Origin of the sequence: Neisseria sp. 23W00296 (assembly GCF_044772855.1) — a bacterium.
Lineage (GTDB): Bacteria > Pseudomonadota > Gammaproteobacteria > Burkholderiales > Neisseriaceae > Neisseria.
The window spans coordinates 1,901,293-1,917,521 of the sequence record NZ_CP173024.1 but is presented as its reverse complement, the minus strand read 5'-3'; the positions used below and the strand labels follow the sequence as shown (position 1 = coordinate 1,917,521).

16 protein-coding genes and 1 tRNA gene are annotated in these 16,229 nt (G+C 57.2%); 11 read left to right on the top strand and 6 right to left on the bottom strand.

Annotation, left to right across the window (positions count from 1 at the left end):
* Positions 1 to 105 precede the first annotated feature (105 nt).
* The 3 genes from ACG2K1_RS09550 (at position 106) to ACG2K1_RS09540 (ending at position 4,050) form a co-directional block, all read left to right on the top strand.
* A complete protein-coding gene (locus ACG2K1_RS09550; protein ID WP_395428677.1) occupies positions 106 to 2,160 on the top strand; it encodes a TonB-dependent receptor in 2,055 nt (684 codons plus the stop codon).
* Positions 2,161 to 2,320: 160 nt separating this feature from the next.
* Positions 2,321 to 2,737 (top strand): hypothetical protein, encoded by a 417-nt coding sequence (locus tag ACG2K1_RS09545; protein WP_009425416.1) that lies wholly within the window; start codon positions 2,321 to 2,323, stop codon positions 2,735 to 2,737.
* Between the two features lie 83 nt (positions 2,738 to 2,820).
* On the top strand, positions 2,821 to 4,050 hold the full coding sequence (locus ACG2K1_RS09540; protein WP_009425415.1) for an MFS transporter: 1,230 nt from the start codon (positions 2,821 to 2,823) through the stop codon (positions 4,048 to 4,050).
* A gap of 88 nt (positions 4,051 to 4,138) precedes the next feature.
* Here ACG2K1_RS09540 and ACG2K1_RS09535 read toward each other — a convergent pair whose 3' ends face one another.
* From ACG2K1_RS09535 to hemE, 5 genes are all read right to left on the bottom strand, one after another.
* A complete protein-coding gene (locus ACG2K1_RS09535) occupies positions 4,139 to 4,990 on the bottom strand; it encodes an HlyC/CorC family transporter (protein WP_009427141.1) in 852 nt (283 codons plus the stop codon).
* Between the two features lie 11 nt (positions 4,991 to 5,001).
* The gene (ybeY, locus tag ACG2K1_RS09530) at positions 5,002 to 5,502 is read right to left on the bottom strand and encodes an rRNA maturation RNase YbeY (RefSeq protein ID WP_009427142.1); all 501 of its coding nucleotides are present in this window, start codon (positions 5,500 to 5,502) and stop codon (positions 5,002 to 5,004) included.
* A 180-nt stretch (positions 5,503 to 5,682) separates the two neighbouring features.
* Positions 5,683 to 6,342 (bottom strand): uracil-DNA glycosylase, encoded by a 660-nt coding sequence (ung, locus tag ACG2K1_RS09525; RefSeq protein WP_395428678.1) that lies wholly within the window; start codon positions 6,340 to 6,342, stop codon positions 5,683 to 5,685.
* Between the two features lie 80 nt (positions 6,343 to 6,422).
* Positions 6,423 to 7,427: a hypothetical protein gene (locus ACG2K1_RS09520; protein WP_009427144.1), complete on the bottom strand. Its 1,005-nt coding sequence runs from the start codon at positions 7,425 to 7,427 to the stop codon at positions 6,423 to 6,425.
* A gap of 359 nt (positions 7,428 to 7,786) precedes the next feature.
* A complete protein-coding gene (gene hemE / locus ACG2K1_RS09515) occupies positions 7,787 to 8,848 on the bottom strand; it encodes a uroporphyrinogen decarboxylase (protein ID WP_009427147.1) in 1,062 nt (353 codons plus the stop codon).
* A 107-nt stretch (positions 8,849 to 8,955) separates the two neighbouring features.
* Between hemE and lgt the strand changes: the two genes are divergently transcribed.
* The 8 genes from lgt (at position 8,956) to ACG2K1_RS09475 (ending at position 15,187) form a co-directional block, all read left to right on the top strand.
* Positions 8,956 to 9,813: a prolipoprotein diacylglyceryl transferase gene (gene lgt / locus ACG2K1_RS09510; protein ID WP_036496606.1), complete on the top strand. Its 858-nt coding sequence runs from the start codon at positions 8,956 to 8,958 to the stop codon at positions 9,811 to 9,813.
* 154 nt (positions 9,814 to 9,967) lie between these two features.
* Positions 9,968 to 10,044, top strand: a tRNA-Val gene (locus tag ACG2K1_RS09505).
* A 55-nt stretch (positions 10,045 to 10,099) separates the two neighbouring features.
* On the top strand, positions 10,100 to 12,004 hold the full coding sequence (thrS, locus tag ACG2K1_RS09500) for a threonine--tRNA ligase (protein ID WP_395428679.1): 1,905 nt from the start codon (positions 10,100 to 10,102) through the stop codon (positions 12,002 to 12,004).
* 22 nt (positions 12,005 to 12,026) lie between these two features.
* Complete coding sequence (infC, locus tag ACG2K1_RS09495; protein WP_083479456.1) at positions 12,027 to 12,551, top strand: translation initiation factor IF-3; 525 nt, start codon at positions 12,027 to 12,029, stop codon at positions 12,549 to 12,551.
* A 143-nt stretch (positions 12,552 to 12,694) separates the two neighbouring features.
* Entirely contained in the window at positions 12,695 to 12,892 is a 198-nt protein-coding gene (gene rpmI, locus ACG2K1_RS09490; protein ID WP_002232040.1) for a 50S ribosomal protein L35, read from the top strand.
* A gap of 13 nt (positions 12,893 to 12,905) precedes the next feature.
* Positions 12,906 to 13,265, top strand: a complete 360-nt coding sequence (gene rplT, locus ACG2K1_RS09485) for a 50S ribosomal protein L20 (RefSeq protein WP_395428680.1) — start codon at positions 12,906 to 12,908, stop codon at positions 13,263 to 13,265.
* Positions 13,266 to 13,503: 238 nt separating this feature from the next.
* The gene (gene pheS, locus ACG2K1_RS09480; RefSeq protein WP_395428681.1) at positions 13,504 to 14,493 is read left to right on the top strand and encodes a phenylalanine--tRNA ligase subunit alpha; all 990 of its coding nucleotides are present in this window, start codon (positions 13,504 to 13,506) and stop codon (positions 14,491 to 14,493) included.
* 220 nt (positions 14,494 to 14,713) lie between these two features.
* Positions 14,714 to 15,187, top strand: coding sequence for a very short patch repair endonuclease (locus tag ACG2K1_RS09475; RefSeq protein WP_009427155.1), 474 nt, complete (start codon positions 14,714 to 14,716; stop codon positions 15,185 to 15,187).
* On the opposite strand, the gene ACG2K1_RS09470 is transcribed toward ACG2K1_RS09475, so the two are convergent.
* Positions 15,131 to 16,204 carry a DNA cytosine methyltransferase gene (locus ACG2K1_RS09470; RefSeq protein WP_395428682.1) on the bottom strand — a complete coding sequence of 358 codons (1,074 nt, stop codon included), beginning with the start codon at positions 16,202 to 16,204 and terminating at the stop codon, positions 15,131 to 15,133. The two genes, ACG2K1_RS09475 and ACG2K1_RS09470, sit on opposite strands and share 57 nt — an antisense overlap.
* Positions 16,205 to 16,229 lie beyond the last annotated feature (25 nt).

Here is a 16,229-nt window from a genome sequence, read left to right as displayed (position 1 = left end):
GCATTCTTCTTTTTGGCTGACTAAAATTTACAAATATCGTTATTTTAATGTAAATCTGTAAATTAAACTGCCTAATAAAGGCCGTCTGAAAACAAGGAGAACAATATGTGCCTGTCCCAACCCCGCCGCCTGCCGCTGCTTTTGGCGCTGGCTTTTGCCTGCCCCGCCTATGCCGACACCGACCAAACGCCCGAAAAAGCCGAAGAAAGCACGGCCTTGGAAGAAGTCGTCGTTACCGGCGAGCGCAGTAAACGCAGCGGCTTTGCCACCGGCACCAGCCACAAAGTCTTCACCACGCCTGACATCGACCGCAGCGGCCACAATCTTTCCGCCACCGACCTGCTCAAGCAGACGGTGAACACCGTGGATTTGGGCAGCGGCAACGACCTGCCCACGGTGCGCGGCGTGGACGGCTCGGGGCCGGCGGTGGGCGCGGTGGCCTTTTTCGCCGGTACGCGGCCGCGCCTGAATCTGTCGATAGACGGCCGCTCCGCCACGTACAACGAATACGCCTTCGGCACGCAGTCGCTGTGGGATATGCAGCAGGTGGAAATCCTGCGCGGCGCGCAAAGCGATGTGCGCGGCCAGCACGCCATTGCGGGCGCGGTGGTGATGCGCTCGAAAGACCCGACGCCGGAATGGGAGGGCGCGCTGCGTTTGGGCTTGGGCAACCAGAAAACCCGCAACGCCGCCGCCGTGATTTCCGGGCCGCTGGTCAAAGACAATCTGTCTTTCCGCCTCAGTGCCGAGCGCCAGCAGCGCGAAAGTTACGAGCCTTTTATTTCCTACGATCCCACCGGCAACCCGCGCCGCGTGGAAAACACCAATATCCGCTTCAAACTGCTCTACGCCCCCGCCGAGCATCCCGACCTGTTCAGCCGCCTCACCGTCAACCGCATCCGCTCGCGCGCGCCACAAAACGAAATCCTCGGCAATACTGCCAGCCGCCGTTTTCTCAAAGAAAAACCCGTATTTGTTACCGAATCGACCTCGGGCATCTGGGACATCTCGTGGCAGGCCGCGCCCAATCTGCGGCTGGAAAACAAGTTGGTGTACAGCCGCTACCAAAACGAGCGCCTGCATCTGCCGATGAGCGTCAGCCCGCAGGGCGTGCCGGCCGAACTGAAAGGGCGCGAATTCCAAATAGAGCCTACGCTGCACTGGCACACCGACTCAGGCCGTCTGAAAGGTCTGGCCGGGTTGCACTACTTCCGCAGCAGCCAGGACGAATGGGTGGACATCCGCGCCATCGGCGGTCGCAACACATTTGACGACCGCAACCGCGTCTCCGCCGCCTTCGCCGAAGTGACCGCCAGCCCGAACGACCAATGGGACATCACCCTGGCCGGACGCATCGAAAAAGAATCGCACAAGCGCCAAGGCGGCAGCGGCGCGCTGCATCTTGATCTCGACAAAGGCCAAACCGTATTCCTGCCCAAAATCGACATCGCCTACAAACCGTCGGCGCAATGGATTACCGGCCTCAAAGCCGTGCGCGGCTACAACCCCGGCGGCGCAGGCATCACCTTCGGCCGCCCCGTCGTTACCTACGCCTACGAACCCGAGTATGTGAACAACTTCGAGTGGTACACCCGCTGGAAAAGCCCCGACAAACGCCTGCAGCTGAGCGGCAACCTGTTCCACAGCCGCTATAAAGACATGCAGCTGCCGTTTTATCTCGGCACCAACTCCGTCGTTATCCGCAACGCCGAAGCCGCCCGCACCTACGGCGCGGAGCTGGGCGCCGACTGGCAGGCTGCCGAACATCTCAAACTCACCGCCGCCGTCGGCCTGTTGCACAGCAAAATCAGCCGCTACCCCAATAGCGGCATCGAAGGCAACCGCTTCGGCCGCGCACCGAAATACACCGCCAATCTCGGCGCAAAATACCTGCACCCGAGCGGCTTTGAAGCCGGCGGCGACATACGCTTTTCCGGCGGCTACTACTCCGCCGCCGACAACGCCGAAACCGGCAAAATCGGCAGCTACAGCCAAACCAATCTGTATGCCGCCTACAACTTCAAACAAGGCCGTGTGTCGCTGTATGCCGACAACGTCTTCAACAGCCGCCGCCCCGTATTCATCTCCACCGCCGACCGCCAAGACGCCCTCTACCAACGCCCCCGCAGCGTCGGCGCCAGCGTCGAATGGCGGTTTTGAGGCCGTCTGAATACCGCGCCAACCTACTCCCTCCCCTGCGCCCGCGCGGGGGAGGGGCGGGGTGGGGGTGGCAGTTTGCAAAACTGCTTGCCCGCCCGCACAAACGCCGTACAAACCGCAAAAGGCCGTCTGAAACCCCAACTGCAAAGGAAACTCCGCCATGCCCTTTTTCACCCCAATCAAAACCCTGCCCGAAGGCACGGTTTACTTCACCGACCTGACCCCCGTACAGGATTTCGCCGACTGGCTTGCCGAATTTGAAACCCTGTTGGCCGCCCACGCGCACAGCCCGTTTGCCACCGTTTGCGCTCCCATGCGCCTGCAAAAAAGCGACGGGCAGCGCATTGCCGACCGCAAAGCCTATCTGGCGTGGATTAAGGCGCATCAGCCGCAGCTTGCCGAACGCTGCGCCGCCATGCTGCTGGTTGAGCCAGATCCGCCGCAGCTTGAACTGATGCGCCAACAATCGGCCAAACTTGCCCCGTCGCTAGGCGTCAACTACATCGTCGAAGCAAGCGAAGCCGCCGCGCTGGCCGCTGCCGAAGCGGCATTGCAACGGCATGTGCAGGCCGTCTGAAAACCCGAATCCGCGCGTTCAGACGGCCTTTCCCGTACACCGCCCGCTTTCCGGCCGACAAACCCGCCACAAAAGGAGCCGCCATGACTAGGCCGTCTGAAATCCACGAAACATCCGCCCCGCGCCGCAGCGACTGGCTGCTGCTCGCGCTCGGCAGCACCTACAAATTCACCCTCGTCGGCTTTTACCTCGTCGCCCTGATGACCGTGCTTAAACACGACGGCTACAGCCTGAAACAGTTGAGCTGGGTGCAGCTTATCGGCGGCATCGAAGCGTTTAAAGTGCTGTTTGCCGCACTGATGGACGGCTGCCCGACAAGCCCGCGCGGGCGCTTCCGTCCGTGGCTGACGGGCGCGACGCTGGCGCTGGCCGCCGCATTCGCCGTGATGGCGTTTGCCGACGTGAGCCCGCATTTTCCTCTACTGCTGGCTTTGTGTTTGGTTTTGAGCGTATCGGGCACGCTCTACGGCTGCGCCATGCTCGGCCTAAGCTGCATCGTCCTACCCAAGCGCGAACTCGGCTTCGGCGGCGTGGTGCAAACCATGGCCGCACGCGGCGGCAAAATGATCGGCGGCGCACTGGTATTGTGGTTTTACCAGCAACACGGCTTTCAGACGGCCTGCGCCTTCATGCTGGCCTTTACCCTGCTGCTGCTTGCCTTGATTTTGCCCTACCGCGAGCCTGCAAGCCGCGCGGCGGGCGGCAGCGTGGCGCAGCTTGCCGCGCGGCTGTTTGCCTTCTGGCGGCAGCCGCACACGGGGTGGTGCTGGTTTGCCCTGTTGTTTTTCGCCACCCTGCCCTACGCCTTTTGCGCCGCCGTGTTCGTACCCAAGCTCGCCGACGCGGGCTACACGCCCGTGCAAACCGGCAACATCCTCGCTGTCGCCATCCCCGTTGCCTGCCTGATTGTTACGCCGCTGGCAGGCCGCCTCGCCCGCAGCCGTGCTCCGCAAAGCCTGATGCTGCCGCTTTTTGCGCTGCAACTGCCGCTGCTGCTGGCCAACGCCGCGGTCGGATACACCGGCGCCCCCGCGTGGGTCAGCCCCGCGTTGATGGTTGCCCTCAGTCTCGGCTACACCCTGCTGATGCCCGTATTGCTTGCGCTGATGATGGAAAAATCCAGCCGCCAAACCGCCGCCCTCGACAGCAGCCTGCAATTTTCCGTCATCCTCACCGGCAGCTACGCCGCCGGTTTCGCCGCCCTGCGCCTGGCGCAGCATTGGGGCTACGGCAGCGTTTTCCTTGCCGCCGTACTGCTCGCCCTGCCCGCAGGCGGCATGATGTACCGCATGGGCAAAAACAAGGCCGTCTGAAAAACCTGCGAAGCAGGTTTTTCAGACGGCCTTTTCAGACGGCCTTGCAAATCCGAACGGCCTTGGCGGGTGATGCCAAGGCCGTTTGTCAGTTTGGTTCTTTTTTTGTTGCCGTTTTGATTTTCACCGCCATCAGGGTGTGCAGGCGGCGGGGGTCGGCGCGGGCGACGGTGAAGAGCAGGGGGGGCAGGGCGATTTTGTCGCCGCGCACGGGCAGGCGGCCGAGTTCGCGGATGACGAGGCCGCCTATGCTGTCGGCTTCTTCGCCGGAATAATCGGTGCCGAAGTAGGTGTTGATGTCGTCGATTTCGGTTTGGGCGTTGATGCGCCAGCGCTCGGATGAGACGGGGAAGATGTTGTCGGCGGAGTCGTCTTCGTCGAATTCGTCTTCGATGTCGCCGATGATTTGTTCGATGACGTCTTCAAAGGTGACGAGGCCGGAGGTGCCGCCGTATTCGTCGACGACGATGGCCATGTGCAGGCGTTGTTCGCGGAAGATTTTCAGCAGGGCGTTGAGGCTTTTGCCTTCGGGGACGAAGCAGGCGGGGCGCAGCAGGCTTTCGAGGTCGAAGGGTTCGCTGCTGCCGATGTATTTGAGCAGGTCTTTGGCGTGGAGGATGCCGAGGATGGTGTCCTTGTCGCCGTCGATGACGGGGAAGCGGGAGTGGGCGGTTTCGATGATGTAGGGGATGATGCGTTCCAGGCTGTCGCCGGCTTTGACGACGCTCATCTGCGAGCGGGTGATCATGGCGTCGCGCACTTCGAGTTCGGCGAAGTCGAGGACTTTTTCCAGCCGCTGCATGGTGTCGGCGTCGAAGGCTTGTTGTTCGTGCGCCTGCTGCAGCAGGGCGAGGACGCCTTCGGCGGTGTCGGGGGCGTTGCCGCTGAGGCGGTGGATGATGCGTTCGAGGAAGTTGGGTTTCGACGGGCTGTCGTCCATTGTGTTTGTTCCTATTTGTACGGGTCGGGGTATGCTAACTGATGCAGCAATTCGGTTTCAAGGGCTTCCATTTCTTCGGCTTCGTCATCGTCGATGTGGTCGTAGCCCATGAGGTGCAGGACGCCGTGGACGGTGAGGTGGGCGTAGTGCTGTTCGGGGGTTTTGCCTTGTTCGGCGGCTTCTTTGAGGACGACTTGGGGGCAGATGACGAGGTCGCCGTGCAGGCCGTCTGAAAGGGCGGGGAGGGTTTCGCCTTCGTCGAGGGCGAAGCTTAATACGTTGGTGGCGTAGTCTTTGCCGCGGTAGTCGCGGTTGCAGGCGCGGGCTTCTTCTTCGTCGAGGAGGACGACGGAGATGTCGGCGCGGCGGTATTGTTGTTTGACGGCCTGCCACGCCCAGCGGCGGAATTGGTTTTCAGACGGCACTTCGGCGGCGGTTGAGCGGTTGTCGAAGTGGAGGGCGAGGCGTTGGCGCAGGATTTTTTTGAAGGGGTAGCGTTTGGCGCGTTTCATGGGCGGCTTGGCGTGAAAAAGACGGGATGATACTGGAAAACGGCGGCGCGGGGCATTTTGTCCTTCGGAGGCCGTTCCTGTCAGTACCCCTTCGGGGCATAAACGCGGGAATGACGTTTCTGAAAACGGGTTCTGCGTTTTCAGACGGCCATTTTCAGACGGCCTTTTTGTATTCGCGGCTCATACCTGCCAGTCGATGGGGCTTTGACCGTGTGCTGCAAGATAGGCGTTGGTTTGCGAGAAGGGGCGGCTGCCGAAGAAGCCGCGGTAGGCGGAGAGGGGGGAGGGGTGGGGTGAGGTGAGGACGAGGTGGCGGCTGCGGTCGATGAACGCGCCTTTTTTTTGCGCGTGGCTGCCCCAGAGGATGAAGACGAGGTGTTGGCGTTCCTCGGCAAGGCGGCGGATGACGGCGTCGGTGAAGGTTTCCCAGCCGAGGGCGGCGTGGGAGTGGGCTTGTCCGGCGCGGACGGTGAGGACGGTGTTGAGCAGGAGCACGCCCTGATCCGCCCAGTGTTGCAGGCAGCCGTGGGCGGGGACGGTGAAGCCGGGGATGTCGTCGGCGAGTTCTTTGTAGATGTTTTGCAATGAGGGCGGCACGGGGATGTTTTCGCGTACGGAGAAGGCGAGGCCGTGCGCCCGGCCTGCGCCGTGGTAGGGATCTTGGCCGAGGATGACGGCTTTGACGCCGCCAAATTCGGTGGCTTTGAAGGCGTTGAAGACGTCGGCGGCGGGCGGGTAGACGGTTTGTCCGGCGGCGCGTTCGGCGCGGACGGTGTCGAGGATGGCTTGGAAGTAGGGCTTTTGTTTTTCGCCGGCGAGGGCTTCTGTCCAGGTGTGCATGGCAAAACGGGCTGGTGGGCGGGAGGCGGATTATACAGGGAAGGCCGTCTGAACGGGTTTCAGACGGCCTTTTGCACCCTTTACGACAGGTGCAGGATGGAGTGGCAGATTTCGCCGTTGAGGCGTTCGGTGACGTGCCAGTTGGAGTTGTCGTTGAGGGTGAGCCAGCGGCGCTCTTCGGTTCGGTAGAACCATTCTTTGTCGTTCTGGTAGAAGACTTGGATGTTGCGCGCTTCTAGGATGTTGAGGATTTCGTTGGAGTGCGAGCGGGTGTCGTCGAAGTCGGTGACGGCGCGCTGTCCCATTTCGCTGTATTGGGCGTTGAGGATGAGCAGCAGGTCGTTGGTGGCTTTGTCGAGATCGCGGGCGTTGAGGCCGATGCGGCGGGCTTCTTTGGTGAGGATGGGGTAGCTGTGGGTGGGGTAGCCGGAGTTGAGCATTTCGGCGATGCTGTGCACGCGCACGGGGTCGCCGATGTGGTAGGAGAGCAGCTCTTCGCACAGTTTGATCGACAGCGACTCGGCTCTGTCTACCGCGCCGATGACGAGGGGGTGGACGTAGTCGAACAGGGATTTGTAGGGGTTGGAGCCGGTGTCTTCGGTGTTTTTCTGCCAGAGTTTGACGACGCGGTTGAGTTCGTCGAGGCTGACGGAGACGCGGTCGTTGTCGCGGTCGATGGGCGAGAGGTCGTGTGTGAGGGAGGTGTCCACCGAGCTGAGGTAGGCCATCGGCCCCATTTGGATTTCGTCGGCGCCGATGGCCATCATGGTGGCGGCAGAGGCGCATTGCAGGGGAATCAGGCTGACGAGGCTGCGGCAGTGGCTGCGGATGAGGTTGATCATGCGCAGGGCTTCTTTGCCCGAGCCGCCGTCGCTTTTGATGAAGAGGTAGACGGTGTCGTGCTGGTCGACGTGTTCGAGGATGCGGTAGAGCGCGAGCACGTCGTTGCGGCAGATGCTGCCGCCGTTGCTGTTCCAATAGCACAGAAGCGGGGCGTTCAGACGGCCTTCCAACTCGGCGATGATTTCCTGTGTTTCGGCAAACAGGCGCGGGGGTTGTTTGATGACTGCTTCGTTTTCACTCATGATGAGCCTTCTTTGTTTGTCGGCGGCAGGCCGTCCCCGCCGTATTTTGCGGGATGCCGTTTCTGAAAACGGATACGGGCGGGCTGCCTCGGGTTGTCGAGCCGGGAATGAAGCGTTTTTCTGATTGCGGACGGAGAGTTCGTTTACATATTATAACCAAGTATGGTTATGCTGTAACAGAAAATTACACTCAAGCGTCGTGCCGCCCGTTTTGCTTTTTCAGACGGCCTTTGGGGTGCGGAGGCCGTCTGAAAAACGGCGGCGCGGTTTTGGCGGCGGGATGCGGACGGTGTTTCTAACAGGGCGGGGTGGCGAAAGGCCGTCTGAAACGTTTTCAGACGGCCTTTCGCCTGCTTGGATCAAAGATGGTATTGGTGCGACAGCTCGTGTACCGAGTCCACCAGAATCTTGGCGTGTTCGGGGTCGGCGTGCTGGTTGATGCCGTGGCCGAGGTTGAATACATGGCCGCTGCCTGCGCCGTAATCGGCCAGAATGCGCGACACTTCGGCGCGGACGGCTTCGGGCGTGCCAAACAGCGCGAAGGGGTCGAAATTGCCCTGCAGGGCAACTTTACCGCCGACGCGCGCGCGGGCTTGGCCAATGTTGCACGTCCAATCCAAACCCAGCGCGTCCGCGCCGCTTTCGGCCATCGCCTCGAGCCACAGTCCGCCGCCTTTGGCAAACAGGATAACGGGCACGCGGCGGCCTTCGTTTTCGCGTTTGAGGCCGGCGACAATCTGCTTCATATAGCGCAGGCTGAATTCTTGGAAAGCCGCGTCGCTCAACACGCCGCCCCAAGTGTCGAAAATCTGCACCGCCTGTGCGCCCGCGTCGATTTGCGCGTTGAGATAGGCGGTTACGGCCTGCGCGTTGACTTCCAAAATTTTGTGCAGCAGATCGGGGCGCGAGTACATCATGGTTTTGATGGTGCGGAATTCCTTGCTGCTGCCGCCCTCGACCATGTAGCAGGCCAGCGTGAACGGGCTGCCGGAAAACCCGATCAGCGGCACACGGCCGTTTAAGGCGCGGCGGATGGACGTTACCGCGTCAAACACATATTGCAGACGCGCCATGTCGGGTACGGCCAGCTTGGCAATGTCGGCTTCGTGTTGCAGCGGCCGCTCGAATTTCGGCCCTTCGCCTTCGGCAAAATACAGCCCCAAACCCATCGCGTCGGGCACGGTAAGGATGTCGGAAAACAAAATCGCTGCGTCCAAATCGAAACGCTCGAGCGGCTGGATGGTAACTTCGGTGGCCAGTTCGGTGTTTTTGCACAAATCCAAAAAGCTGCCGGCGCGTGCGCGGGTGGCTTTGTATTCGGGCAGATAGCGTCCGGCCTGCCGCATCATCCAAACCGGCGTGTATTCGACGGGCTGTTTGAGCAGGGCGCGGAGGAAGGTGTCGTTTTTCAGGGGCTGCATGGCGTAATGTTTTGAAAACGGTTGAAAAGCGGGCGATTATAGCCGAAAGGCCGTCTGAAAAGCGGGTTTTGCGTATAATGCCGCCTTTTGTTTTTCAGGTGCTTTACATGATTATCCACCCGCAGTTCGATCCCGTTGCCCTCCAACTCGGGCCGCTTGCCATCCGCTGGTACGCGCTCAGCTATATTGTCGGCTTTGTCCTTTTTATGTGGCTCGGCCGCCGCCGCATCAAAAAGGGCGGCACGCCGTTTACCAATGAAATGCTCGACGATTTCCTCACCTGGGGCGTGCTCGGCGTCATCCTCGGCGGGCGGCTCGGTTTCGTGCTGTTTTACCAGCCGGAATATTATTTGTCGCACCCGACCGACATTATTAAGGTGTGGAACGGCGGCATGTCTTTTCACGGCGGCTTTCTCGGCGTGGTGGCGGCAAGCTGGCTGTTCGCCCGCAAGCACGGTTTGAAATGGTTGCAGGTGCTCGACTTTATCGCACCGCTGGTGCCGCTCGGCCTGGCTTCGGGACGCATCGGTAATTTCATCAACGGCGAGCTGTGGGGGCGGATTACCGATCCCGCCGCCTTTTGGGCAATGGGTTTTCCGCAGGCGGCCGACGTGGACGCGCGTCTGGCGGCGGGCAACGCGCAGTGGGCGCAGTGGCTGCTGCAATACGGTGCGCTGCCGCGCCATCCGTCGCAGCTTTACCAGTTTGCGCTGGAAGGCGTGCTGCTGTTTGTTGTCGTATGGCTGTTTTCAAACAAACCGCGCCCGACGGGGCAGACGGCGATGCTGTTTCTCGCAGGCTACGGCCTGTTCCGCTTTATCGCCGAATACGCCCGCCAGCCCGACGATTATCTCGGCCTGCTGACGCTGGGGCTGTCGATGGGGCAGTGGCTCAGCCTGCCGATGCTGGTGTTGGGCGCGGCCGGTTTCGTTTGGTTCGGCAAACGGGGAAAACAGGCGGCTTAAAGGTTTCAGACGGCCTCTGTATGGAAACAAAGAGGCCGTCTGAAAACAGAAATGCGGCGCAAAACAGACGTTTCTCGACAAGAGGCCGTCTGAAAACATCCGCCCGCTTGCCAAACGCACGGCGCGGCAATATAATCCGCGCTTTCCTAAATACAGGCACGTAGCTCAGTTGGTTAGAGCACCACCTTGACATGGTGGGGGTCGTTGGTTCGAGTCCAATCGTGCCTACCAAATTTTCCAAACGGCATTTATGCCGTTATTTTTATAAATAAATCCGGAGTTTTTGATGTTGAATATCACCCTGCCTGACGGTTCCGTCCGCCAGTACGAAGCCCCCGTTACCGTGGCACAGATTGCCGCGTCTATCGGCTCGGGTCTGGCGAAAGCGACGGTGGCAGGCAAGGTAAACGGCCGCTTGGTCGATGCGTCTGATCCGATTTATGAAGACGCTTCCGTCCAAATCATTACGCCCAAAGACAAAGAAGGCGTCGAAATCATCCGCCATTCCTGTGCCCACTTGGTCGGACACGCCGTCAAGCAGCTTTATCCCGATGCCAAAATGGTTATCGGGCCGGTAATCGAAGACGGCTTTTATTACGACATCGCCACGGAAAAACCGTTTACGCCCGAAGATATGGCCGCCATCGAAGCGCGGATGAAAGAGTTGATTAATCAGGATTACGATGTGGTCAAAATCATGACCCCGCGTGCCGAAACCGTCAAAATCTTCCAGGAGCGCGGCGAAGATTACAAATTGCGCCTGATTGACGATATGCCTGATGTACAGGAAATGGGTTTGTACCATCACCAAGAATACGTCGATATGTGCCGCGGGCCGCACGTTCCCAATACCCGTTTCCTGAAAAACTTCAAGCTGACCAAGCTGGCTGGCGCGTACTGGCGCGGCGATAGCAACAACGAGATGCTGCAACGTATTTACGGTACGGCATGGGCAAGCAAAGACGAATTAAAAGCCTACATCCAGCGTATCGAAGAGGCGGAAAAACGCGACCACCGCCGCTTGGGCAAACAGCTCGATTTGTTCCATCTGCAAGACGAAGCCCCGGGCATGGTGTTTTGGCATCCGCGCGGCTGGGCATTGTGGCAGGCCATCGAGCAGCATATGCGTAAAGAGCTTGATGCGGCAGGCTACCGCGAAGTCAAAACGCCGCAGATTATGGATAAAACCTTCTGGGAAAAATCCGGCCACTGGGAAAACTACAAAGACAATATGTTTGTTACCCAGTCGGAAAAACGCGAATATGCGGTCAAGCCGATGAACTGCCCGGGTCATGTTCAGATTTTCAACAACAGCCTGCGCTCCTATCGCGACCTGCCGATGCGTTTGGCCGAGTTCGGTTCGTGCCACCGCAACGAGCCTTCCGGTGCTTTGCACGGTCTGATGCGTGTACGCGGATTTGTACAGGATGATGCACATATTTTCTGTACTGAAGAGCAGATTGTTGATGAAGCCCGCCGTTTTAACGAGCTTTTGGTGCGGATTTACCGCCAGTTCGGCTTTAACGATGTGGCCGTAAAACTCTCTCTGCGTCCCGAGCAGCGCGCCGGTTCCGATGAAATTTGGGATAAGGCCGAGCAGGGCTTGCGCGATGCGCTGACCGCCTGTGGTGTGGAATGGGAAGAATTGCTGGGAGAAGGTGCGTTTTACGGTCCGAAAATCGAGTACCATGTTAAAGACGCCATCGGCCGCTCTTGGCAGTGCGGTACGTTGCAGCTTGATTTTGTATTGCCCGAGCGTTTGAATGCCGAGTATGTAACCGAAAACAACGACCGTGCCCGTCCGGTGATGCTGCACCGGGCGATTTTAGGTTCGCTGGAGCGTTTCATTGGCATTCTGATTGAAAACCATGCCGGCTCTTTTCCGCTGTGGCTGGCTCCGGTGCAGATGGTTGTGATGAATATTACGGAAAACCAGGCGGATTACTGCCGCGAAGTGGTTGAAAAACTGCGCGCCGAGGGTTTCCGTGTCGAATTGGATTTGCGTAACGAAAAAATCGGCTACAAAATCCGCGACAACAGCCAATACCGCTTCCCGTATCAGATTGTGGTTGGCGATAAAGAAAAGGAAAACAGCCAAGTGGCCGTGCGCCGTAAGGCAGAAGATTTGGGTTCCTTGAATCTTGACGACTTTATCTCCCGCTTGAAAGCGGAAATGACTGAGATTCAGTAAATTATCAATTATTAAAAGGAGTATTACCATCGCTCAAGAACGCGAAGCACGAATCAACGGCGAAATTACCGCCAAAGAAGTGCGATTGATCAGTGGTACAGGCGAGCAGCTTGGTGTTGTGTCCGTCCGTGAGGCTTTGGCTATGGCCGAAGAGCAGGATGTCGATTTGGTGGAGATTTCCCCGACTGCCAAGCCGCCTGTGTGCAAGCTTATGGATTTTGGCAAGTACAAATACCAGCAGGCCAAAAAACGCGACGAAGCCAAGAAAAACCAAAAACAGGTGCAGATTAAGGAAATCAAATTCCGTCCGGGTACGGATGAGGGCGATTACCAAATCAAAATGCGCAATATCAACCGCTTTTTGGCCGACGGCGACAAGGTGAAAGTAACCCTGCGTTTCCGTGGACGCGAAATGGCGCACCAACAGCTTGGCGCGCAGCTTTTGGAGCGCGTGAAAGAAGAATTGGCCGAAGTGGCGCAAATCGAATCCTTCCCGAAAATGGAAGGCCGCCAAATGGTTATGATGATTGCGCCCAAGAAAAAATAAAACTATAATCCGCCGCTTGCCTTGTCCGCCGCGCAAGGCAAGTTTGATTTTCAGCGGCAAAAACCGTGGCATTCGGGTGTCAAGCGTTTGAAAAGAGATTCAAACCCCCTTATGCCTTATCTAAAAACGAATGGAGTTTTCCCATGCCTAAAATGAAAACCAAGTCCAGCGCGAAAAAACGCTTTAAAGTACTGGGTAACGGCGGCGTAAAACGCGCTCATGCGTTCAAACGCCATATCCTGACCAAAAAAACCACCAAAAACAAACGCCAGCTGCGCGGCACCTCTATGGTAAACGACCGCGATTTGGCTTCTGTTGCCAAAATGTTGCCCTACGCTTAAAGGAGTTTGAACTATGCCACGCGTAAAACGCGGTGTAACCGCACGTGCCCGTCATAAAAAAGTATTAGCATTGGCCAAAGGCTATCGCGGCCGTCGTAAAAACGTCTACCGCATTGCCAAACAGGCAGTCATGAAAGCAGGCCAATATGCCTACCGCGACCGCCGTCAGCGCAAACGTCAATTCCGCCAATTGTGGATCGTCCGTATCAACGCCGGTGCGCGTGAAAGCGGTTTGTCTTACAGCAAATTCATGAACGGCCTCAAACGCGCCGCCATTGAAATCGACCGCAAAGTATTGGCCGATTTGGCCGTATTTGACAAAGCTGCCTTTGCCCAGCTGGTAGAAAAAGCGAAAGCCGCTTTGGCTGCCTAATTTGCTTTTAATCATATAAAACAAAAAAAGGAAACTTCGGTTTCCTTTTTTTGTTTATGTATTTGATTCTTTTCTGAAACATCTGATTTTTATTGTGCAAAAAATGTCGGTTTGAGCTAAAATAGGGCTCATTTCGATATCTAGCGGAGCGGCCGCAGCGAATGATAAGGCCGTCTGAATATTCAGACGGCCTTTGTTGATTCCAGTGGGGCGGTCGTCAAAACACAGGCAAACAATTATGGAAAATGTAAACCGTATCGTTGCTGAAGGCATCGCCGCCATCGAAGCGGCTGCCGACCAGCAGACGCTTGAACTTGTCAAAGCCCAATACCTCGGCAAAACCGGCGAACTCAACGCCCTGCTCAAACAGCTCGGCCAAATGTCGCCCGAAGAGCGCAAAACCGTCGGTGCGCACATCAACGAATGCAAAAACCGCTTTCAGACGGCCTACAACGCCAAACGCGACGCGCTGAACGAAGCCAAGCTGCAACAGCGCCTCGCCGCCGAAGCACTCGACATCACCCTGCCCGGCCGCAGCCAAGAGCAAGGCGGCCTGCATCCCGTTACCCTGACCCTGCAACGCGTGGTCGAACTCTTCCACGGCCTTGGTTTTGACGTTGCCGACGGCCCCGAAATCGAAGATGATTTCCACAACTTCCAAGCGCTCAACATCCCGCAAGACCACCCCGCCCGCGCCATGCAGGACACTTTTTATGTCGAAAACGGCGACGTTTTGCGCACCCACACCTCGCCCATCCAAATCCGCTACATGCTCGACAAAAAAGAGCCGCCCATCCGCATCATCGCCCCCGGCCGCGTGTACCGCGTGGACAGCGATGCCACCCATTCGCCGATGTTTCACCAAGCCGAAGGCCTGTGGGTGGAAGAGGGCGTAACCTTTGCCGATCTTAAAGCCGTGTTCACCGACTTTATCCGCCGCTTTTTCGAGCGCGATGATTTGCAGGTGCGCTTTCGCCCCTCGTTCTTCCCCTTCACCGAACCCTCCGCCGAAATCGACATCATGGGCGAAAACGGCAAATGGCTGGAAGTCGGCGGTTGCGGCATGGTGCATCCCAACGTATTGAAAAACGTCAATATCGACCCTGAAAAATACACCGGCTTCGCCTTCGGTATCGGCCTCGACCGCTTCGCAATGCTGCGCTACGGCGTAAACGACTTGCGCCTGTTTTTTGATAATGATTTGGCGTTTTTGAAGCAGTTTTCTTGAATTTCAGGCAGCCTGAAAACCATTCCCTGCCGGCTCTTTTTCAATTCGGAATGCATGCTGTTCCGAGCTGACCAATCCTGAAAAGGCCGTCTGAAAACTTTTCAGGCTGCCTGTTCAAGTGCAAGAGCGATTCGATAGAGACGCCGGCTCCCAAATTCGCGACGCATTACGTCCTGAATTCACACAGGTTTTGAGCAAACGTTTCAGACGACCTATTCTGATGGACAGACTGACCGCCGAACAACGCCGAAAATGTATGCAGGCCAACAAAAGCAAGGGCACGAAACCCGAGCTTCTGCTGGCTAAGGCCATGTGGAAACTCGGGCTTCGTTACCGGAAAAACAGCAAAACCGTTTTCGGCAAGCCGGATTTCAGTTTTAAAAAATACAAAGTCGCCGTATTTGTGGATGGAGAGTTTTGGCATGGCAAAGACTGGGAAAAGCGCAAAAACGACATCAAGAGCAACCGGGAATTTTGGCTTGAAAAAATCGAACGCAACATACGGCGCGATGCCGAAGTAACAGGCCGTCTGAAAGAAGAGGGTTGGACGGTGTTTCGGTTTTGGGGAGGAGATGTTGTGAAAAATGCCGAAATACCCGCCCGAAAAATTTCAGGCTGCATTTCGGCAAAGCAGTGTTTAAAGCAGGGGAATGATGTTTTGGGCAATACTGCGGATGACGTTTACTGCGACTGAATTGCCGAACTGTTTGTAAAGCTGAACGTCCGACACACCGCGCTTTCTGGCTTTTTCTACTATTTCATCAGGGAATCCCTGCAACCGTGCGGCTTCCAGCGGGGTAAGTTTGCGGGGGTTGGCATTTTTCTGTTCGATCAGGATTTCCGATCCGTCTTTGTAGTAGCGTGCGGAAATGGTGTTGGTATAGTCAGATTGGGCATTAAACAAACCATACCCGAAACCGTTTCCTTTTTGCCGATGTTCGGCCTTCCGCCGCAGGTGTCCCTGCCAGAGTTTGTCTGAAATAGTGTATTTGGGGTCTGGGTTTTTTTCCAAAATGTCCCCCACGCTGACGGTTTTGGGTATCGGCTCGGGAAATTTGAACTGTTCTGCATCCTGTTCGGACAGGAATCCGACGATATAGATGCGTTCGCGGTTTTGCGGCAGGTTGAAGTCCTTTGCAGCCATCACTTTGGCACTGACGGTGTAGCCGAGAGCGCTTAGGGAATCGTAAATAGTTTTGAAAGTCCGCCCCTTGTCATGCCCTTTTAATCCCTTTACGTTTTCCAAAAGAAAGGCTTTCGGACGTTTTTGGCGGATGATCTCCTCGATATGGAAGAACATTGTCCCGCGTGTGTCGGTAAAACCTTTTTTCAGCCCTGCCTGACTGAACGGCTGGCAGGGGAAACCTGCCAGCAGTAGGTCGAAATCAGGGATTTCAGACGGCGTGATTTGGGTGATGTCGCCGTGTGGAACGTCGCCGTAGAACGCGTGATAGGTGGTTTTGGCGAATTTGTCGATTTCCGAGCTGAATACGCATTGTCCGCCTGCTTCTTCAAACGGCAGCCTGATGCCGCCGATGCCCGCAAACAGGTCGATAAAACGAAATGGCGGGTTTTGTACCGGCTTCGTGTTCCTAAAGCTGGAATACAGTTGGAATTCGATGAATTCTTGGATATTGAGCTGGTTTGATTTGCAGTGTGCAACCAATTTGTTGTGAAGGGTGTCGTCCAGTTTGATGTGTATCTGCTTCATATCAGGGTGTAAAAATGTACCAAAT